General features: G+C 63.3%; 24 protein-coding genes. 16 read left to right on the top strand and 8 right to left on the bottom strand.

All coding sequences use genetic code 11. The features are described from left to right. Positions 1–31: 31 nt before the first annotated feature. The 3 genes from C7I87_RS05050 to C7I87_RS05040 form a co-directional block, all read right to left on the bottom strand. Entirely contained in the window at positions 32–391 is a 360-nt protein-coding gene (locus C7I87_RS05050; RefSeq protein WP_149903158.1) for a tRNA-binding protein, read from the bottom strand. Positions 392–407: 16 nt separating this feature from the next. Continuing rightward, positions 408–908, bottom strand: coding sequence for a type III secretion system chaperone family protein (locus C7I87_RS05045; protein ID WP_015316098.1), 501 nt, complete (start codon positions 906–908; stop codon positions 408–410). Positions 909–1,225: 317 nt separating this feature from the next. Beyond that, a complete protein-coding gene (locus tag C7I87_RS05040) occupies positions 1,226–1,528 on the bottom strand; it encodes an accessory factor UbiK family protein (RefSeq protein ID WP_027143348.1) in 303 nt (100 codons plus the stop codon). A 155-nt stretch (positions 1,529–1,683) separates the two neighbouring features. Between C7I87_RS05040 and C7I87_RS05035 the strand changes: the two genes are divergently transcribed. The 8 genes from C7I87_RS05035 (at position 1,684) to C7I87_RS05000 (ending at position 8,121) form a co-directional block, all read left to right on the top strand. After that, positions 1,684–1,845 (top strand): hypothetical protein, encoded by a 162-nt coding sequence (locus tag C7I87_RS05035; protein ID WP_373424636.1) that lies wholly within the window; start codon positions 1,684–1,686, stop codon positions 1,843–1,845. A 119-nt stretch (positions 1,846–1,964) separates the two neighbouring features. Then, on the top strand, positions 1,965–2,207 hold the full coding sequence (locus C7I87_RS05030; RefSeq protein WP_149903156.1) for a BrnA antitoxin family protein: 243 nt from the start codon (positions 1,965–1,967) through the stop codon (positions 2,205–2,207). A 117-nt stretch (positions 2,208–2,324) separates the two neighbouring features. Continuing rightward, positions 2,325–3,185: a prolipoprotein diacylglyceryl transferase gene (gene lgt / locus C7I87_RS05025; RefSeq protein ID WP_149903155.1), complete on the top strand. Its 861-nt coding sequence runs from the start codon at positions 2,325–2,327 to the stop codon at positions 3,183–3,185. Next, positions 3,182–4,285, top strand: coding sequence for a class I SAM-dependent methyltransferase (locus tag C7I87_RS05020; RefSeq protein WP_149903154.1), 1,104 nt, complete (start codon positions 3,182–3,184; stop codon positions 4,283–4,285). Before lgt ends, C7I87_RS05020 begins: the two co-directional genes overlap by 4 nt. A gap of 135 nt (positions 4,286–4,420) precedes the next feature. After that, positions 4,421–5,212: a peptidoglycan editing factor PgeF gene (pgeF, locus tag C7I87_RS05015; protein ID WP_149903177.1), complete on the top strand. Its 792-nt coding sequence runs from the start codon at positions 4,421–4,423 to the stop codon at positions 5,210–5,212. Between the two features lie 2 nt (positions 5,213–5,214). Beyond that, the gene (locus C7I87_RS05010) at positions 5,215–6,366 is read left to right on the top strand and encodes a M24 family metallopeptidase (protein WP_149903153.1); all 1,152 of its coding nucleotides are present in this window, start codon (positions 5,215–5,217) and stop codon (positions 6,364–6,366) included. 43 nt (positions 6,367–6,409) lie between these two features. Continuing rightward, positions 6,410–7,030: a hypothetical protein gene (locus C7I87_RS05005; protein ID WP_149903152.1), complete on the top strand. Its 621-nt coding sequence runs from the start codon at positions 6,410–6,412 to the stop codon at positions 7,028–7,030. Between the two features lie 155 nt (positions 7,031–7,185). Next, positions 7,186–8,121 (top strand): ribose-phosphate pyrophosphokinase, encoded by a 936-nt coding sequence (locus tag C7I87_RS05000; RefSeq protein ID WP_149903151.1) that lies wholly within the window; start codon positions 7,186–7,188, stop codon positions 8,119–8,121. A 7-nt stretch (positions 8,122–8,128) separates the two neighbouring features. Here C7I87_RS05000 and C7I87_RS04995 read toward each other — a convergent pair whose 3' ends face one another. Next, positions 8,129–9,028 (bottom strand): AraC family transcriptional regulator, encoded by a 900-nt coding sequence (locus C7I87_RS04995; protein WP_149903150.1) that lies wholly within the window; start codon positions 9,026–9,028, stop codon positions 8,129–8,131. A 139-nt stretch (positions 9,029–9,167) separates the two neighbouring features. On the opposite strand from C7I87_RS04995, the gene C7I87_RS04990 reads away from it, so the two are divergent. Continuing rightward, positions 9,168–10,409, top strand: a complete 1,242-nt coding sequence (locus C7I87_RS04990; RefSeq protein ID WP_149903149.1) for an MFS transporter — start codon at positions 9,168–9,170, stop codon at positions 10,407–10,409. 67 nt (positions 10,410–10,476) lie between these two features. Here C7I87_RS04990 and C7I87_RS04985 read toward each other — a convergent pair whose 3' ends face one another. After that, positions 10,477–11,334 carry an alpha/beta fold hydrolase gene (locus C7I87_RS04985; protein WP_149903148.1) on the bottom strand — a complete coding sequence of 286 codons (858 nt, stop codon included), beginning with the start codon at positions 11,332–11,334 and terminating at the stop codon, positions 10,477–10,479. Between the two features lie 151 nt (positions 11,335–11,485). Between C7I87_RS04985 and C7I87_RS04980 the strand changes: the two genes are divergently transcribed. From C7I87_RS04980 to C7I87_RS04950, 7 genes are all read left to right on the top strand, one after another. Continuing rightward, positions 11,486–11,914, top strand: a complete 429-nt coding sequence (locus tag C7I87_RS04980; protein WP_149903147.1) for a MarR family winged helix-turn-helix transcriptional regulator — start codon at positions 11,486–11,488, stop codon at positions 11,912–11,914. A gap of 235 nt (positions 11,915–12,149) precedes the next feature. After that, positions 12,150–12,791, top strand: coding sequence for a 50S ribosomal protein L25/general stress protein Ctc (locus tag C7I87_RS04975; RefSeq protein ID WP_149903146.1), 642 nt, complete (start codon positions 12,150–12,152; stop codon positions 12,789–12,791). A 22-nt stretch (positions 12,792–12,813) separates the two neighbouring features. Continuing rightward, positions 12,814–13,551, top strand: a complete 738-nt coding sequence (pth, locus tag C7I87_RS04970; protein WP_149903145.1) for an aminoacyl-tRNA hydrolase — start codon at positions 12,814–12,816, stop codon at positions 13,549–13,551. A 95-nt stretch (positions 13,552–13,646) separates the two neighbouring features. Next, the gene (gene ychF / locus C7I87_RS04965; RefSeq protein ID WP_149903144.1) at positions 13,647–14,750 is read left to right on the top strand and encodes a redox-regulated ATPase YchF; all 1,104 of its coding nucleotides are present in this window, start codon (positions 13,647–13,649) and stop codon (positions 14,748–14,750) included. A 185-nt stretch (positions 14,751–14,935) separates the two neighbouring features. Further along, positions 14,936–15,910, top strand: a complete 975-nt coding sequence (gene corA, locus C7I87_RS04960) for a magnesium/cobalt transporter CorA (RefSeq protein ID WP_149903143.1) — start codon at positions 14,936–14,938, stop codon at positions 15,908–15,910. 107 nt (positions 15,911–16,017) lie between these two features. Continuing rightward, positions 16,018–16,488, top strand: a complete 471-nt coding sequence (locus C7I87_RS04955) for a MaoC family dehydratase (protein WP_188393728.1) — start codon at positions 16,018–16,020, stop codon at positions 16,486–16,488. Beyond that, positions 16,485–16,943, top strand: coding sequence for a MaoC family dehydratase (locus C7I87_RS04950; RefSeq protein WP_149903142.1), 459 nt, complete (start codon positions 16,485–16,487; stop codon positions 16,941–16,943). Before C7I87_RS04955 ends, C7I87_RS04950 begins: the two co-directional genes overlap by 4 nt. 47 nt (positions 16,944–16,990) lie before the next feature. On the opposite strand, the gene C7I87_RS04945 is transcribed toward C7I87_RS04950, so the two are convergent. From C7I87_RS04945 to C7I87_RS04935, 3 genes are all read right to left on the bottom strand, one after another. Then, positions 16,991–17,536, bottom strand: coding sequence for an adenine phosphoribosyltransferase (locus tag C7I87_RS04945; protein WP_027143364.1), 546 nt, complete (start codon positions 17,534–17,536; stop codon positions 16,991–16,993). A 230-nt stretch (positions 17,537–17,766) separates the two neighbouring features. Then, positions 17,767–18,462 (bottom strand): acid phosphatase, encoded by a 696-nt coding sequence (locus C7I87_RS04940; protein WP_149903141.1) that lies wholly within the window; start codon positions 18,460–18,462, stop codon positions 17,767–17,769. 282 nt (positions 18,463–18,744) lie between these two features. Further along, positions 18,745–19,617 carry a cytochrome c1 gene (locus C7I87_RS04935; RefSeq protein WP_149903140.1) on the bottom strand — a complete coding sequence of 291 codons (873 nt, stop codon included), beginning with the start codon at positions 19,615–19,617 and terminating at the stop codon, positions 18,745–18,747.

The following is a 19,617-nucleotide window of genomic DNA, read 5'->3' as shown; positions in this document are numbered from 1 at the left end:
ATCCGCTCCAGCAAATGCCGGGATTAAACATCTAAAACAGCCGCCCGCCGTCAGGCACCTCGCGCTCGATGGCGCCGAGCACCACAGCACCCTCCTCATCCGGAAAACCGAGCGTCAGCACTTCCGACATGAACGGGCCGATCTGGCGCGGCGGGAAATTGACCACCGCGAACACCTGGCGGCCGATCAAGGTCTCGGGCGTATAGTATTTGGTGATCTGCGCCGACGACTTCTTGATGCCAATCGTCGGGCCAAAATCGATCTTCAGCTTGAATGCCGGCTTGCGCGCCTCCGGAAAAGGCTCGGCCTCGACGATCGTGCCGGCACGAATGTCGACACGATCGAAATCGGCGAAGCTGATTTCGGGCTTGCGCTCGTTGCTTGAACTCATGTCGAACGCTTCTTGCTCAGGCGTTGCCGAAGGTCTCGAACAGCACGCCGGCCAGTGCGTCCTTTGCCGAGGTTCCCGACCAGACGACGAACTGGAAAGCCTGGAAGTAGCACTCGCAGGCTTCCAGGGCCGAGGACAAAAGCACCTCGACCTGCTGGCTCGAGGGTTCGACCCCGCCGGCCAGGAGCAGCGACTGGCGGAACATGATCGCGCCCTCCTGCTCCCAGAGGTCGAAATGGCCGAACAGCATCTGTTCGTTGATCAGCGACAACAGCCGCATCACTTCCAGCGTGCGCGCTTCCGGCACCTTGATGTCGAAGGCGCAGGCGAGATGCAGCGCCTCGAAATCCTCCATCCAGGAGAAGGACACGTGATAGTCGGTCCAGCTGCCGGCGACCGAGATCGAGATTTCGTCGTCGCCGGCCCGTTCGAAGGACCAGTCATTGTTGTGGGCCACCTGCTCGATCACATCCACCGGATGGATTTCGCGCGAAAATTCGAGTTCGAGAAGTTCCATGGAATGCTTCCTGTGTTCAGGGGGAGCGCCACACGCTCCGCGGGGCACACACGACGAACAATCTGTCTAGAACTCGGACGGCCGGGACTTCTCAACGCAAAGACCCCAGACCGGACCCCACCGCCCGGCGCATGACCCTGCTCCGAATCATGCAACAAATTCAGTCTATTGATCGGGAGTCGCGTGAACAGCCCAATTTTTCGCACTGCGTCATTCGCATGTGGAAAGGTGCCTGTCACAAAGAGTCACGCAATGCCGGTAAGCGATTCACGGCAAAGCGATTTTCAGGCTGGTGCTTTGTGGAAAAGTTTAACGAATTATTTTTTCGGCTTGGGCTTGGCCGGAGCCGCAGGTGTGGCCTGACCGGTCAACTCGGCGATCCTGGCCTCGAGCGTCTCGATGCGCTCGGCGAGCCTGCCGTTCTCTTCTCTCGCCTTGGCCGCCATCTCGCGCGCGGCCTCGAACTCCTCGCGCTGCACGACATCCATGGAGTTGAGGATGCGCTCGGCCTGGCCCTTGAAGGCCGTCTCCACCTCGCGCCGCACACCTTGAGCGGCACCGGCGGCGTCGGTCATCAGCTTGGCGAATTCATCGAGAATGCGGTTCGGTCCGGTCGACATGGCAAATCCTCGCTTGCTCGATTTGAATTAGTGACGTGGCGCGAGGAATGCAAGAACGTTAAAGCCGATGCGGCATCACGTCGGATGCGATTTGATCTGAACTGACAGCCGATAGCTGGTATCATCTGGGAAGAGCATCTAGGTGGGAGTCTTCCGTGGCTATCGATGCGGATTTGAACCGGCGCCTTGCCGCACTCGACGCAGCGCTTGCCCGAGGCGTCAGCGATGCCGATGCAGGGCGGGTCAAACCAGCCGAGGAGGTGCTTGATCGCCTAGAGGCCAAGTACAAGGCATTGACAGTGAAATCGCCGAGATAGGCACTGCGCTTGCAAGAACGTCGAGCGGCTCCTTCTATACGGGATGGTGTCAAGTCGCCTATTGTAGCGTTTTCATCGCGACTGCATCAGGCATGAGTCGTCTTCAGTCAGGATAACCAATGGCAACACCCCCGCGCCGACCGACAAATCCGATGGAAGCCGCCGAGGCTGTCTTCAAGCCGGTCAAGAAGCCGGCCGCGGCTCCGCCACGCGAGCCCTCCACCGCTCCGAATGTCCGCGAGCTGGTCTCGATCAGGATCGACCGGGCCGTGCTCGATCATTTCCAGGAAGCTGGTCCCGGCTGGCAGGACAGGATCAACGACGCCTTGCGTGAACTGGTGTCCGGCAAGCCCAGGGGTTGAGCACGGCACCCGCGCGATGGACCTTGGAGCGATCCTGCTCCCGGGGCCGTGACCTTGCCTTGACCCTGCCAAAACCCTGCCGCATGGTCCGCGCCGATCGCAACCGAGAGCTCCCCGTTGAACGAATATTTCCTACTGCCGCTGGCTTCGCTGCCTTTCCCGAACATCAACCCGATCCTCGTCCAGATCGGGCCGCTGGCGGTGCACTGGTACGGCATCGGCTACATCGTCGGCATCCTGTTTGCCTGGTGGTATGCCAAGCGGCTCGCCGCCAATCCCAAACTCTGGCCCGACGGCGTCCTGCCGATGAAGCCGGAGGATCTCGACGATTTCATTGTCTGGGCGGCCATCGGCGTGGTTCTGGGTGGCCGCACCGGCTATGTCCTGTTCTACGACCTGTCCCGCTATATCGCCCATCCGCTCGATATCTTCGCTGTCTGGCAAGGCGGCATGTCCTTCCATGGCGGCCTGCTCGGCGTCATCCTCGCCATGACGCTGTTTTCCTTCAAGCGCGGCATCCGTACCTGGTCGCTGTTCGATGTCGTGGCGGCCGGCGTGCCGGTCGGCCTTGGCCTTGTGCGCGTCGCCAACTTTATCAACTCCGAGCTTTGGGGACGGCCCACCGATGTGCCCTGGGCGATCGAATTCCCCAATGGCGGTCCGTTCACCCGCCATCCGAGCCAACTCTACGAAGCCCTGCTCGAAGGGCTGGTGCTGTTTCTCGTGCTGCGCATCCTTACCCATTCGCGCCTCAAGCTGAAGACGCCGCGCTTTGTCGGCGGCGCCTTCATCTGCGGCTACGGCCTGTCGCGCATCTTTGTCGAATTCTTCCGCGAGCCCGACCAGCAGCTCGGCTATCTCCTCGGCACCAACTGGCTGACCATGGGCATGATCCTGTCGACGCCGATGGTGCTGGCTGGCATCTGGGCAATGGCGACAGCCAAACCGGTGACGCAAGCACAACCGCAGGCGACATGACGCGGCTGAGGTCCCGCATCGTCGACCTGATCAAGGCTGTGGGTCCGATGCCGGTGAACGAATACATGGCGCTCTGTCTGTTCGATCCGCGTGACGGCTATTACACGACACGCGAGCCGTTCGGCACAGCCGGCGACTTCGTCACCGCACCGGAGATCAGCCAGATGTTCGGCGAACTCGTCGCCGTCTGGCTTTACCAGGCTTGGGCAGCGAACGGCCGGCCGATGCCAGTCACCGTCGCCGAGATCGGTCCCGGCCGCGGCACGCTGATGAAGGACATGCTGCGCACCTTGTCGCGGCTCGATCCAGCCTTGGCCAATGGCGCGTCCTTCGCCATGATCGAGACCAGCCCTCGCCTGGCCGAGGTCCAGAAACAGACGCTTGCGGCGACACCCTTCACGATCGGCTGGCACGAAACCATCGACACGCTGCCGCGACAGCCTCTGTTCATCGTCGGCAACGAATTGTTCGACGCTGTGCCGATCCGGCAGTTTGTCCGCGCCGGGGCCGGCTGGCGTGAGCGCATGGTCGGCCTCGATCACTCGGACAACCTTTGCTTCTTCGCTGGCGCCGGCTCGGTCGACCCGACACTTCTGCCCACCGATGCCACAGGCGCGCCACAAGGCGCGATCGTCGAAGTGGCGCCCGCCCGGGCCGCCCTGATGGCTACCATCGCCGAGCGCGTATCCACGGATGGCGGCGCCGGGCTATTCCTTGACTATGGCCATCTGCAGCCGGGTGTCGGCGACACGCTGCAGGCCTTGCGCAGGCACGATCACGAAGATGTGCTGGCCAATCCGGGCGAAGCTGACCTCACCTCTCATGTCGATTTCGCCGCCCTTGCCGCGATCGTGCGCGCGCAAGGTCTTGACGCCCATCTGTCGACGCAGGGTGATTTCCTGCTCGACATGGGCATTCTCGAACGTGCCGGCCGGCTCGGCGCCGATGCCGGCCAGGCGGCACGTGACAAGATCGCCGACGATGTCGAGCGCCTCGCCGGCCCGCAAGCCATGGGCGAGTTGTTCAAGGTGCTTGCCATACTGCCGCGTGGCGTGGCCGCCCCACTCTCCGCAACGACGTCCCTTGCCACGGCGGATTGACTTTTCACCGCAGCCTCTCCCAATCTCCCGTCCGTAAAAAAGCGCGACCGGATCGCCGGCCGCGCCATGCCCCGTTTTCTTCTCGACGAAGCACTCCTTCTTGACGAAACCGCCCACACGGACAACAACGCCCGCATGCTGAATCAGACCAAACCGGATCCCGTTCGGTCGCCGTTGCTGGACAAGACGCGGGCACAAGGCATCCGCCACGGCTATTTCACCCGCATAGGCGGTGTCTCCACCGGCATCTACCAGGGCCTCAACATCGGCACCGGGTCGGATGACGACCAGGCGCTGGTGGCGCAGAACCGGGCTCGCGTCGCCGCCTGGATGGGCGTCCCCGCAAGCCATCTCCTGACCGCCTGGCAGGTCCATTCGCCCGACGTCGTCATCGCCAGGGAACCCTTCGCGGGCGAGCGGCCCAAGGCCGATGCCATCGTCACCGATCGTCCAGGCATCGCCATCGGCGCCTCGACCGCCGATTGCGGCCCGGTTCTGTTCGCGGATGCCGGCGCGCGCATCATCGGCGCGGCGCATGCCGGCTGGAAAGGCGCTTTCACGGGCGTGCTCGAAAACACCATTGCCGCCATGGAAAGCCTCGGCGCCCGTCGCGAAAACATCGTCGCCGTGCTCGGCCCTTCGATCGGCCCCGACAATTACGAAGTGGGGCCAGAATTCGTCGCCCGCTTCGTCGATGCCGACAGTGAAAATGCGCGGTATTTCGTGCCTTCGGCACAGGCCGGCCATTCGATGTTCGACCTTAACCGCTATACGGTCGACCGGCTGGCCAGGGCCGGAGTGACGGCCGATGGCCTTGGCCGCTGCACCTATGCCGAGGAAGATCTGTTTTACTCCTACCGGCGCACCACGCACCGCAAGGAGCCCGATTATGGCCGGCAGGTTTCGGCAATCGTTTTGGAGAATTAATAATGGCTCTGCATTTTGAACGATCGGAATTCGACGCGCGGCGCGACCGGCTGACGATCGAGATGGCCGAGAAGAAGCTCGACGCCATCCTCCTGTTCGCGCAGGAAAGCATGTACTGGCTGACCGGTTACGATACGTTCGGCTTCTGTTTCTTCCAGTGCCTGGTGGTGAAGGCCGAAGGGTCGATGGTGCTTCTGACCCGTTCGGCCGATCTGCGCCAGGCGCGCCACACCTCGATCATCGACAACATCGTGCTGTGGACCGACCGCGACGGCGCCAACCCGGCGGTCGATCTGCGCAACCTGCTCAACGAACTCGACCTGCTCGGCGCCCGCATCGGCGTCGAATACGACACCCACGGCCTGACCGCCTATAATGGCCGCCGCCTGGACGAGCAGTTGCAGACCTTCGGCCAGATCGCCGATGCTTCCGGCATCGTCGGGCGGCTGCGCCTGTTCAAGAGCCCGGCCGAGGTCGCCAAGGCGGAGAAGGCCGCCAATCTCTCCGACGACGCGCTGGACGCGGCGCTGCCGCTGATCAAGCAGGGCGGCGACGAGGCCCTGATCCTGGCCGCCATGCAAGGTGCGATCTTCGCCGGCGGCGGCGACTACCCGGCCAATGAGTTCATCATCGGCTCCGGCATCGACGCGCTGCTCTGCCGATACAAGGCCGGCCGCCGCAAGCTCACCAAGAACGACCAGTTGACGCTCGAATGGGCCGGCGTCTTCCATCACTACCATGCGCCGATGATGCGCACGGTGCTGACCGGCAAGGTCTCCAAGCGCCATCAGGAGCTGTTCGACGCGGCACGCGCCGCGCTTCTGGCCGTCGAAAAGGCGATGACGCCCGCAAACACCTTCGGCGACGTGTTCGACGCCCACGCCCGCACCATGGAAGCGCACGGCCTGACCAAGCACCGGTTGAACGCCTGCGGCTATTCGGTCGGCGCCCGCTTCACCCCGTCCTGGATGGACATGCCGATGTTCTACCAGGGCAATCCCGAGCCGATCGCGCCGAACATGACGCTGTTTGCCCACATGATCATCATGGATTCCGACACCGAGACAGCGATGACGCTTGGCCGCACCTACCTGACCACCGAATCCCAGCCGAAGCCGCTGTCCCGCCATGATCTCGACTTGATCGTGCAGTGAATCCATAATGGGAGGCGTTCTTCGCCAAGGAGTTAGAAGGCAAATGAGACGATCGCACATGACGACCGTGTCATTGCTTGTGGCATTGGCTTTGACTGCCTGCACCAACGCAAAGGACGTCCTCGAACCTTCCGCCATCACCCCGCCGGCGGCTTCGGCACAGCCCGCACCCGCCACACAAGGCAGCGCTGCGGCCACCGTTCCCGCCCTGGCGCCATCGACGCCCACCGCGACGGCGGGCGCATCCGCCGCGCCCGTCACCTCCGCCCAGGCCGCCGCGATCCTGTCGAAGACCCGGCTGCAGATCGCGCCGATCGTCGGCGCTTCGGTGGAAGCCGCCACGCCGCTGACGGCGGAACTTCAGACACGCGCCAAGCAGCGCGGCATCACGCTGGCCGGCAGCCAGGACCAGACGGCAACGCATGTACTGAAGGGTTACTTCTCGGCGATGACGGAGGGCAAGGACACCACCGTCATCTACGTCTGGGACGTCTACGACCCCTCCGGCAACCGGCTGCACCGCATCAACGGCCAGATGAAGGCGCCTTCGACCAGTTCCGGCGGCGCCGACAGCTGGAAGTCGGTCTCGCCAGCCACCATGCAGGCGATCGCCGACCAGACCATCGACCAGTTTGCGGCCTTTCTCAGCGGAAAGGCGAGTTGAGGTATTGCCAGTCGGTGATGCCAAACAGTTTTCCTGGGCTTAGCCGGCGGATTCGCGATCACGGCGCTTGCAATACCAGCGCGGGCCGCTAAAAGCCCGATTAAAAGGCGCAGGAGAGTCCGCCAGGCCTCTCCGTCCTCCACCAGGAACGGTGCATGAAACTCTTCGCGGGCAATTCCAACAGGGTGCTGGCCGAAGCGGTCGCCCGCTATCTCAACATCCCGCTGGGCAAGGCCAGTGTCAGGCGCTTCGCCGACCAGGAAATCTTCGTCGAGATCCAGGAAAATGTGCGCGGCGAGGATGTCTTCATCCTGCAGTCGACCTCATTCCCGACCAACGATCACCTGATGGAACTGCTCATCATGATCGACGCCTTCATGCGCTCCTCGGCCAAGCGCATCACCGCGGTTATCCCCTATTTCGGCTATGCCAGGCAGGACCGCCGCGCTTCCGGGCGCACGCCGATCTCGGCCAAGCTGGTCGCCAACATGATCACCCGCGCCGGCGTCGACCGGGTTTTGACGCTGGATCTCCATGCCGGCCAGATCCAGGGTTTCTTCGACATCCCGACCGACAATCTGTTCTCCGTGCCGGTGATGGCCCGCGACGTGAAGGCGAAGTACAAGCAGCTCGGCAATGTCGTGGTGGTGTCGCCCGATATTGGCGGCGTGGTCCGCGCCCGCGCGCTGGCCAAGCGCTTCGACGCGCAGCTCGCCATCGTCGACAAGCGCCGTGAGCGTCCGGGCGAATCGGAAGTCATGAACATCATCGGCGCGGTGGCTGGCAAGGACTGCCTTTTGATCGACGATATTGTCGATTCCGGCGGGACGCTCTGCAACGCAGCCGATGCGCTGCTGGCCAACGGCGCGACCAGCGTCACCGCCTACATCACCCACGGCGTGCTGTCGGGCGGCGCGGTCGCCCGTATCAGCGGCTCGAAGCTGCAAGAACTGGTGATCACCGATTCCATCCAGCCGACGCAAAGCGTGCTGGACGCGCCCAACATCCGCGTCATCTCGATCGCCGACCTGATGGGCGAAGCCATTTCGCGCACGGCTACCGAGGAATCGGTGTCGAGCCTGTTCGACTGAAAACCAGCTACCCCTGCGGCGGCAAGGCCGATGGCGCCGGGGCCTCTAACCGGGCCGGGGCTCGCCGCATGCCTTCGCCGGCGTCACGCGCCCCGCGCATATAGCTGCGCGGCGAAGAACCCAGCATGCGCTTGAACATGGTGATGAAGGCCGGCACGCTGTCATAGCCGAGATCGAGCGCCACCCGCGTGATCGGCTCACCATCGGCGAGCCTCGGCAAGGCCGCGAACAGGCAGGCCTGCTGGCGCCATGTCGACAGCGACAGGCCGGTCTGGCGCTGGAAGGCACGCGTGAAGGAGCGCCGGCTCATGCCCACGGTATCGGCCCATTCGTCGATCGTTGCGTGCGGTGAGGGTGCTGCGACGAAACGCCGGCAGAGCGCCGCAAGTTTGGGATCCGACGGGAACGGCAGGCCGAGCGGCCGCTCCGGCAATTGCGGGATCTCATGCAGGAGAAGGTTCATGATCAGGCCGCCCCGCCCTTCCAGTTCGCCGCCTTGCGGCAGCTTCTCGGATTCCACGATCAGGCTATGCATCAGGTCGGTGACGCCGACGACGCGCATGCCCTCCGGCAGGCCCGGTATCGCCTGCGGCATGACGTAGACCGAGCGCATCGAGACATCGCCCAGCATCTCGACGGAATGTTCGATGCCGGCCGGAATCCACATCGCATGGTCCGGCGGCACCATCCAGCGCCCATGCCGCGTCGTCACCAGCACGACGCCGACCAGCGCATGCAGCAACTGGCTGCGGCTGTGGTGGTGGTGCGGCACGTGGTAGCCGTCCGGATATTCGGTCGGCAACACCACCGCCGGCCCGACCGCCTGCTCGAGCCACTGCCAACGTAGCCCGTGCAACTGTTGGAGATCGGTGTGCCCGGCGCCGAAAATCTCCCTGGTTTTTGGCATTCGGTATGGCCCACTTGCGAAACTATTGGACCAAACCACGAAAGAAGTCTCTTGGCAACCGGCCTATAAGGCTGCCTGCGGGAAGCGCCCGCCACGTCGCCCGCGGGAACAACCCGCCAAAAAGACTACGGAGCCTATCTTGACCGATACGACAGCCAGCAGCGTCGCGACACAAGCGACCGCCAGTCGGGCTTCAGCCCAGGCGACGGCCTTCACCGTCATCCTGGCGGTGAGCCTCTGCCACTGCATCAACGACATCATGCAGTCGCTGCTATCGGCCATCTATCCGCTTCTGAAAGACAATTACGGCCTCGACTTCTGGCAGATCGGCCTGTTGACCTTCACCTTCCAGGTGACGGCATCCCTGCTGCAGCCGATCATCGGCGCGGTCACCGACAAGCGGCCAATGCCTTATTCGCTGCCCTGGGGCATGGCGTCCTCGCTGATCGGCCTGGTCGTGCTGGCCTATGCCGGGCACTACTACCTGCTGCTGATCGGCGCCTCGCTGATCGGCATCGGTTCGGCGATCTTCCATCCGGAATCCTCGCGTATCGCCCGTTTCGCTTCCGGCGGCCGGTTTGGCCTGGCGCAATCGCTGTTCCAGGTCGGCGGCAATTTCGGCCAGTCCATGGGTCCCTTGCTGGCCGCCTTCATCGTCGTGCCCTTCGGCCAGACCAGCATCGCCTGGTTCGCCGTCGGCTCGCTGATCGGCATCGTCATCCTGTGGCAGGTCGGTGGCTGGTACAGCCGCCTGCGCGCCGCGGAGGGCAATCGCAAGACGGCAAGCTTCGTCTCGCCCTTCCCGCGCCGCAAGGTGATGTGGGCCTTGGCGGTGCTGACCTTGCTGGTGCTGACCAAGAACGCCTACATCGCCAGCCTAGCCAGCTACTACACCTTCTATTCCATCCATAAGTTCGGCGTTTCGGTGCAGATGTCGCAGGTCATGCTGTTCCTCTTCCTCGGCTCTTCGGCACTGGGCATCCTGCTCGGCGGCCCTTTCGGCGACCGCTATGGACAAAAGGCGATGATCTGGTTCTCGATCGTCGGCGTCCTGCCCTTCACGCTGGCGCTCCCCTACGCCAACATGGAATGGACGATGGTGCTGACCGTGCTGATCGGCCTGATCCTGTCGTCGGCCTTCTCCAACATCGTCGTCTTCGCGCAGGAACTGGTGCCGGGCCGCGTCGGCACCATCGCCGGCATCTTCTTCGGCTTCGCCTTCGGCGTCGGCGGCATCGCGGCCGCCGTGCTTGGCGTCGTCGCCGACATGAAGGGCATCGATTTCGTCTTCCAGATCTGCTCGTACCTGCCGTTGCTGGGGCTGCTGACGGTGTTCCTGCCCAACATGAAGGAAGCCCGCAAGGCGCAGGCAACCGCTTAAATCATCCGAGTTGTGTCCACGCAAAGGCACCCGCCGTACGGCGGGTGCCCCCGTTCTATGGAAGGTTCTAGGCCTTGAAGAAGGCCAGCAGGTCGGCGTTGATGATTTCGGCGTGGGTCGTGGCCATGCCGTGCGGAAAGCCCTTATAGACCTTGAGCTCGCCCTTCTTGAGCAGCTTGATCGTCAGCAGCGCCGAGTCGGCGATGGGAACGATCTGGTCGTCATCGCCATGCATGACCAGCACCGGCACCTCGATCGCCTTCAAGTCGTCGGTGAAGTCGGTCTCTGAGAAGGCCTTGATGCAGTCATAGTGGGCCTTGGTGCCGCCCATCATGCCCTGGCGGTACCAGTTGTCGATGACACCCTGCGAAACCTGCGCACCCGGGCGATTGAAGCCGTAGAACGGGCCGGCGGGAACATCCACGTAAAGCTGGGCGCGGTTGGCGGCGACGCCGGAGCGGAAGCCGTCGAACACCTCGATGGGAAGGCCGCCGGGATTGGCTGGGGTCTTGAGCATGATCGGCGGCACCGCGCCGAGCAACGCTGCCTTGGCGACACGGCCGCCCGAGCCATACCGGGCGACATAGCGCGCCACCTCGCCGCCGCCGGTCGAATGGCCGACATGGATGGCATCCCTGAGATCGAGATGCGCGACAAGTTCAGCCACGTCGGCGGCATAGGTGTCCATCTCGTTGCCGATATCCGTCTGCGTCGAGCGGCCGTGGCCGCGCCGGTCATGCGCAATGACGCGGTAGCCTTGTGCCAGGAAGAACAGCATCTGGGCATCCCAGTCGTCGCCGCTCAACGGCCAGCCGTGATGGAAGACGATGGGCTGGCCGGTTCCCCAGTCCTTGTAATAGATCTGCGTACCGTCCTTGGTGGTGATCGTGCCGCTGCCTGAGCCTGATTTGGTCTGCGAAGTCATCTCAATCTCCGTTTAATTGATATCACGATAAAGGATATCGCGATATCAATATCGCTATCTCAGCTTGATCGTCTTGTCTACAAAAATATGTATCGCGATATCATTTTTCGTGGTATATATTGCAGGCGCTTAATCGGCAAAGGAATGCGTCGTGCCTCTCCCATTGGACAATCAGCTCTGCTTCACGCTCTACGCCACCAGCATGGCGATCAATCGCACCTACAAGCCGATGCTGGACGAGATGGGCATCACCTATCCGCAATATCTGGTGCTGAACGCGCTGGGCGAAGCCGCTGGCATGTCGGTCGGCACGATCGCGCACAGGCTCGCTCTGGAATCGAGCACGGTCACGCCGCTGGTGAAGCGGATGGAAGAGGCTGACCTGGTAACCCGCCAGCGCAGCCAGACCGACGAGCGCCAGGTGCAGGTCGATCTGACAGCCGCTGGCCGCAAGCTGCTTGTGCGGTGCAATTGCCTGAACGAGACCCTGGTCGAACGCTCGGGCATGACGCTGGCCGAGCTCGACGCCCTGAACCGGCAGGTCCAGGCACTGCGCGATGCGTTGAGTGGCGACCGGTAGCGACGGCATCCGGCCATGGCTTGCACGCCTGCCCGCCTTCCGCTATAGAGCCGCCACCCGCGTAGACACCCTTGGAGGCAACGCGGCGGAAGGCTGCCTTCCCCTTGTGATCCCGAACAAAGATCCGCTCGCTGCGGTTTCCGGCATTCGGACATCGAGGTCCGGCGGCTTTCGACGTTTACGGCTCGGCACATCGCCAACCGTAGGCGCTCCATAACACGCGAAAGGAAAAACCATGAGCCACGATACTTACGAGCTCAAGGCCGAAGCGCGCGAACAGGTCGGTAAGGGGTCCGCCCGTGCAGTTCGCCGCAATGGTAAAGTGCCTGCAGTAATTTACGGTGACAAGCAGCCTCCCCTGGCGATCGCTCTCACCTACAAGGACATCTTCTACAAGATCCATGGCGGCGGGTTCCTGACCACGGTCGCCACGATCGATGTCGACGGCAAGAAGATCCAGGTCCTGCCGAAGGACTTCCAGCTCGACCCGGTCAAGGACTTCCCGATGCACGTGGATTTCCTGCGCATTGGCAAGGACACGGAAGTCAATGTCGACGTGCCTGTCCACTTCATCAATGAAGACAAGTCGCCCGGCATCAAGCGTGGCGGCGTGCTCAACATCGTGCGTCACGAGGTCGAGTTCCACTGCCCGGCCAATGCGATCCCGGAATTCATCACCGTCGATCTCACCGGCGCCGACATCGGCGATTCGATCCATATCTCGGCGGTCAAGCTGCCGGCTGGCGTCAAGCCGGTCATCTCCGATCGCGACTTCACCATCGCGACCATTGCCGGTTCGGCGGCGATGAAGCCGGAGGCGGAAGAGACGGTCGAGGCTGCGGCTCCCGAAGCGGCTCCGGCCGCCGAAGAGAAGTAAGTTTTCCCGCCCGGAGGCGACGATGCCGGGGAAGACGGCGCTTGTCTTTGCAGGCCTCGGCAATCCGGGCGCGAAATACGCTGAAAACCGGCACAATGTCGGCTTCATGGCGGCGGACGCTATCGCCCGCCGCCATTCCTTTTCGCCCTGGTCGAAGAAGTTCCAGGGCCTGATTTCCGAAGGCACGCTCGGCGGCGAAAAGATCATCCTGATCAAGCCGCAGACCTTCATGAACCTATCCGGCCAGTCGGTCGGCGAAGCGTTGCGCTTCTACAAGCTCGACCTTTCCGCCCTCACCGTCTTCTATGACGAGATCGATCTTGCCGAAGGCAAGCTGCGCATCAAGACCGGCGGTGGCGCCGGCGGCCACAACGGCATCCGCTCGATCGACGGTCATGTCGGCAATGCCTATCGCCGCGTGCGCATCGGCGTCGGCCATCCCGGCGTCAAGGAAATGGTCCAGCATCACGTGCTCGGCGATTTCGCCAAGGCCGACCGCGACTGGCTCGACCCGCTGCTCGACGCGATCGCCGACAATGCGGCGATGATCGTCAAGGGCGACGAATCCGGCTTCATGAACAAAGCCGCCCTTGCCGTCCAGGGTAAGGCCGGCGCCGAACCGGAAAAGCCGGCGCAGAAGCAGGCTCCGAAACAGCAGAGCCAGGCCCGCCAGGCCCGCCCCCAGCAGGCACCCGCCAAACTGCCTGAGACCGGCCCAATGGCCGCCATGCTGAAAAAGCTGTTCGGCAACAAGGACTGAGGCGCAGGACCATCGACGTTACAGGGCTTGACGTTGATCACCCCTATCGCCCATAGCCCTCATCAAATTTCGCTTTCCCGATAGGACCGGACACCATGGGTTTCAAATGCGGCATCGTTGGCTTGCCCAACGTCGGCAAGTCGACGCTTTTCAACGCGCTGACGAGGACGGCCGCCGCGCAGGCCGCCAACTATCCCTTCTGCACCATCGAACCGAACACCGGCGAGGTGGCGGTGCCCGATCCGCGCCTGCAGAAGATCGCCGAGATCGCCAAGTCGAAGGAGATCATCCCAACCCGCATCTCTTTCGTCGACATTGCCGGCCTGGTGCGCGGCGCCTCGAAGGGCGAAGGGTTGGGCAACCAGTTCCTCGCCAACATCCGCGAGGTCGACGCCATCGTGCATGTGCTGCGCTGTTTCGAGGATGACGACATCACCCATGTCGAGGGCCGCATCGACCCTGTCGCCGACGCCGAGACCGTCGAGACCGAGCTGATGCTCGCCGACCTGGACAGCCTCGAGCGCCGCGTCGTGCAGTTCCGCAAGCGCGCCGGCAGCAAGGACAAGGAAGCGACCACGGTGCTGCCGATGATGGAGGCGGCGCTTGAGTTGCTGCAGGCCGGCAAGCCGACCCGCATCCTGCTCAAGGGCATTTCGGCGGAGGACCTGCGCATCCTGCAGGGCCTGAACCTTCTGACCTCGCATCCCGTGCTCTATGTCTGCAACGTCGCCGAGGCCGATGCCGCCACCGGCAACGAGCACACCAAGGCCGTGGAAAAGATGGCCACCGCGCAGGGCGCCGGCACCGTGGTGATCTCGGCCGCGATCGAGGCCGAAGTCGCCCAGCTCTCGGACGAAGAGGAGATGGAGTTCCTGTCCTCGCTTGGGCTCGACGAGCCAGGCCTGAACAAGGTCATCCGCGCTGGCTACGACCTGTTGCATTTGATCACCTATTTCACCGCCGGCCCGAAGGAAACGCGCGCCTGGACCATCCACAAGGGCGACAAGGCCCCGCAGGCCGCCGGCGTCATCCACACCGACTTCGAACGCGGCTTCATCCGCGCCCAGACCATCGCCTACAACGACTTCGTCACATTGGGCGGCGAAGTGGCGGCCAAGGAAGCCGGCAAGGCGCGTGACGAAGGCAAGGAATATGTCGTCCAGGACGGCGACGTCATGCTGTTCAAGTTCAATACTTGACCGGCCAGGAGCCATGGTCGGCCGGGAGGATCAGCGCCGCTTTCCCCTGCCTTGACCTTGTCACATCGCGGGTCTAATCGGCTGCTGCACGGATCGGCGCTCTCGTCGAAAGCGCCTGTTCCGTGCAATCCGACACGATGCGTCAACCTGAGCGCACCCTTTAAGTCAGCAAGGGAGAACCGGCGATGATCAAGGCCTTCGTCGTCGACAATGATCGCCTGCGCCTCACCGACGACCTGCTGGCCAATGGCGACAAGGTCGTCTGGGCCGATCTCTTCAATCCGACCAAGGAGGAAGAGGCCGCCATCGAGAGCTGGCTCGGCATCGCCATCCCGACCCGCGAGGAGATGGAAGAGATCGAGATTTCGAGCCGCCTCTATATCGAGGACGGCGCCTACTTCATGACCGCCACGCTACCTGCCCAGACGGAGGTCGACGATCCCCTGATGTCACCGGTCACCTTCGTGCTCGCCGGCGCCAGGCTGATCACCGTGCGCTACCACGAACCGAAGGCGTTCAAGACCTTCCCGTTGCGCGCCGAGAAAGTGGCGACCGGCTGCACCAGCGGCGACACCATCCTGATCGGCCTGCTGGAGGCGATCGTCGACCGTCTCGCCGACATCCTGGAGCGCGCCGGCCGCGACATCGAGCAGATCTCGCGCGACATCTTCGAGGCGCGCTCGACCAAGGTGTCGAAGCGCAACCGCGACTTCCAGGAACTCCTGAAGGCCATCGGCCGCAAGGAAGATATCGCCTCCTCCGTCCGCGACAGCCTGATCTCGTTGCAGCGGTTGGCCGGTTTCCTCGCCCATGTCGCGACACTGACCAAGATGAGCAAGGATGTCCGCGCCCGCATCAAGACCTTGTCGCGCGACGTGCTGTCGCTTGCCGACCACGCCACCTTCCTGTCGCAGAAGATCTCCTTCCTGCTCGACGCCACGCTCGGCATGATTTCGATCGAGCAGAACGCCATCATCAAGATCTTCTCCGTCGCTGCCGTCATCTTCCTTCCGCCGACGCTGGTTGCCTCGATCTACGGCATGAATTTCGACGTCATCCCCGAGCTGAAATGGGAACTCGGCTATCCCTTCGCCATCGGCCTGATGATCCTGTCGGCGATCCTGCCGTTCTGGTATTTCCGCCGCCGCGGCTGGCTCTGAACACGGTCTGGCGCAGTAAAAATTGCTTGACCAAAGGCCGCCCGGCCTGCATCCGAGTTTGCCGATCCAAAAGGGATCGCGCGTTCTGCAAATCGGATTTCCTGACCATGACCGCAAAGACATGGGCTTATGAGGACTTCGTCGAGGGGACCTCGTTCGACCTCGGCGCCAAACAGGTGAGCGCGGCGGAGATCATCGAGTTCGCCAGCGAATTCGATGCGCAGCCGATGCATCTCGACGAAGAGGCCGGCAAGGCCAGCATTCTCGGCGGCCTCTCGGCTTCGGGCTGGCACACCTGCGCCATGTTCATGCGCATGCTGTGCGATGCCTTCCTGCTGGACTCCACCTGCCAGGGCGCGCCCGGCGTCGATCAGGTCAAATGGAAGAAGCCGGTGCTCGCGGGCGATACGCTGCGCGGCAGCCTCGTGGTTCTCGCCAGGCGCCTGTCCAAGTCGAAGCCGCAACTCGGCTTCGTGACCATGCGCAGCGAACTGGTCAACCAGCGCGGCGAAAGCGTCTTCGAGCTCGAGAATTCCGTCATGTTCCTGACGCGCGATGCCGCGGGGAACCTGTCATGACATTGGACGAATTCTTCCGCATCGGCACCACGGTGACGCTGGGTTCGCACACGTTCGAGCCCGAGGCGATCAAGGCGTTCGCCCGCAAATACGACCCGCAGATCTTCCATATCGACGAAGAAGCCGCGAGGAAGAGCGTGCTTGGCGGGCTCTGCGCCTCTGGCTGGCACACCGCGGCCACCTGGATGAAGCTTAATCTGGAGACCCGCCTGGACGCCGAAGGCTGGGACGGCCCGCTGCCCGAATTCGGCCCCTCGCCCGGATTCAAGAACCTGAAATGGCTGAAACCGGTCTATGCCGGGCAAACCATCACCTTCACGCGCACGGCGCTTTCCCACCGCCCCATCGCATCCCGCCCCGGCTGGCGGTTGCTGGCGCTGCTCTGCGAGGCTTCCGATTCGACCGGCGGCAAGGTGCTGGAATTCGAGAGCGCGGTGCTGGTGAAGGTGGGGTGAGGCGTCTCTTCCTTCTCCCCCTGTGGGAGAAGGCAAGATCCGACCCTTCAATGCCCCTCGAACCCGATCAGCGTCCGCACCGGCACGCCAAGCGCCTCGAGCTTGGCGCGGCCACCCAGATCCGGCAGGTCGATGACGAAGCAGGCGGCGAGGATATCCGCCCCGATCTGGCGCAGCAGCTTGACCGCCGCTTCAGCCGTGCCACCGGTGGCGATCAGATCGTCGACCAGGATCACCTTCTCGCCGGGCGCTACGCCGTCCTTGTGCATCTCCATCTCGTCAAGCCCGTATTCCAGGCTGTAGGCGACGCGCACGGTCTCATAAGGCAGCTTGCCCTTCTTGCGGATCGGCACGAAGCCGGCCGAAAGCTGATGGGCGACGGCGCCGCCCAGGATGAAGCCGCGCGCTTCGATGCCGGCGATCTTGTCAATCTTTTGCCCGGCATAGGGATGCACCAGCTCGTCGATGGCACGGCGGAAGGCGCGTGCGTTGCCGAGCAGCGTGGTGATGTCGCGAAACAGGATACCCGGCCTGGGATAGTCCGGAATGGTGCGGATCGACGCCAGCAGCGTGTCTTCGAGCGAGGATTTCATGAAGCGGCTCCGGATGATCCAGCTGACAGAGGCGAAACGGCGCGGGGGCCGATCGTAACCCGTCGCGACCGACAACGGCTAGCGCGATGTGACGGTCGAGACAAGCGCATCCGGCAAAGGATTGGCAGCAAACGCCAGGCGATTTCCTTGCCGTGGGCGCAGGCCGCGGCCACCACGAGAAAGGGGCGCCCGAAGGCGCCCCGCTCGAACAGACGGCAATCGGCGAAAGCTTACATGCCGAGGCCGGAACGCAGCTCGGCCTTGGCCACGTCGTATTCAGCCTTGAAGTCATCGCGGTTGAGCAGGACCGCGGCGATGACGCTGCCGGAAATCTTGCCCATCTCGACGTCGGACGGATAGTGGATGCCGCCGACGATGCGGTTATGTGCGAACTCGGCCGCGCGTGCCATGATCTCGGCGCGCTTTTCCGGAACCATGTCGGACAGGATGATGCCCATCATCGTGCCGACAGTCGCGTGGCCGGACGGCCAGGAACCGGAGCTCGACAGCTTGACCACCGGCTTGACGAGGTCGCTGAGCTGGTGCGGGCGCGGGCGCTTCCAGACATCCTTCGCCGGGTCGACGACGGCGCCTTCGGTCTCCACCACGCGATCGAAGAAGGCGCTGAATTTCGGCAGCTTGTCCTTGTTGAAATTCGGCCCCATGACATCGGCGAAACGCCAGACGTTTTCCTCGGCATCGGCGATGGCGCGGGCTTCCATTTCGGGTGTGCGCGTGACTTGCATGGTCAGCACCTCCCCAAGCTCGGCCTTGGTTTGCGCCGAATCATTGGCCGGCGGAGGCGGCAGGATCATCGTCAGGTCGACATCCTTGTTGGTGATGAAGGGTTTTGCGTCTTCGGCGCGGGCCGCGGAACCGACGACGAGCAGCAGCAGGCCTGCCGCAAGCGATGCGTATCTTTTCATGGGCGTGATCCTTTGATGAGAGCGCCGCAGGATCGCGATGTGCGGTGACGGCCATGTGACACCGCCAAGGCGTGGCGGTGTAATCCAACCCGAAAAGCAGAAAGGGCACGGGCACCTCGCGGCGCCCCTCTGAACGGCCCAAGGCCTTTTGAGATTCAGGTCAGGCCGAGTCGAAAACGATGGTTTCCGAGAACCGGAGCGGAGCGTACTTGAAGTACGTGAGCACCGGAAGCGCAGGAAGCCGTCGTTTGCAGACCGGCCTCACCAGAAGATCAACAGGCCTTAGTGCGCAACGGCTTCCCATACCTTGCGCTTGGTCATGTAGACCAGCGCGCCGAACAGAAGCAGGAACACCAGCACGCGGAAGCCGGTCTTCTTGCGGGCTTCCATGTGCGGCTCGGCCGCCCATGCTAGGAAGGTCGACACGTCGCGGGCATACTGGTCGACGGTCTGCGGCGCGCCGTCGTCATAGGTCACCTGGCCGTCGGAGAGCGGCTTGGGCATCTTGAGCGACACGCCGGACATGAAGTACGGGTTGTAGTGCGTGCCTTCCGGGATGACCATGCCGGCGGGCGGCGCCTGGTCGTAGCCGGTCAGCAGCGAATGGATATAGTCCGGGCCGCCTGCGTCATACTGGGTGAAGATGTCGAAGACGAACTGCGGAAAGCCGCGCTCGACGCCACGCGCCTTGGCCAGCAGCGACATGTCGGGCGGCGCCGCGCCGCCATTGGAGGCAGCCGCGGCTTCCTCATTGGCGAACGGCGCCGGGAAATGGTCCGACGGCTTGCCGGGGCGGTCGAACATGTCGCCGGCATCGTTGGGACCGTCATGGATGGTGTATTCGGCTGCGAACGTCTTGATCTGGGCGTCGTTGTAGCCCAGGTCCGACAATGTGCGGAACGCCACCAGGTTCATCGAATGGCAGGCCGAGCAGACTTCCTTGTAGACCTTCAGGCCGCGCTGCAGCTGCGCCTTGTCATAGGTGCCGAACGGGCCGGTGAAGCTCCAGCTCATTTCCTTCGGCTCGTTGATCGGGAAATGCGTCGGAGCCGCCGCGTTGTGCGCTTCTTCGGCCGCGAACGCCCAAGTGCCTGCAACCCCAGTGCCGGCGGCCACAAGGCCGATCAGCGCCAGCGAGGTGAGAATCTTTTTCAT

It is taken from the genome of Mesorhizobium sp. SARCC-RB16n (assembly GCF_008520305.1).
In the GTDB taxonomy this organism is placed as follows: Bacteria; Pseudomonadota; Alphaproteobacteria; order Rhizobiales; family Rhizobiaceae; genus Mesorhizobium.
This window is presented reverse-complemented; position numbering and strand designations above follow the sequence as displayed.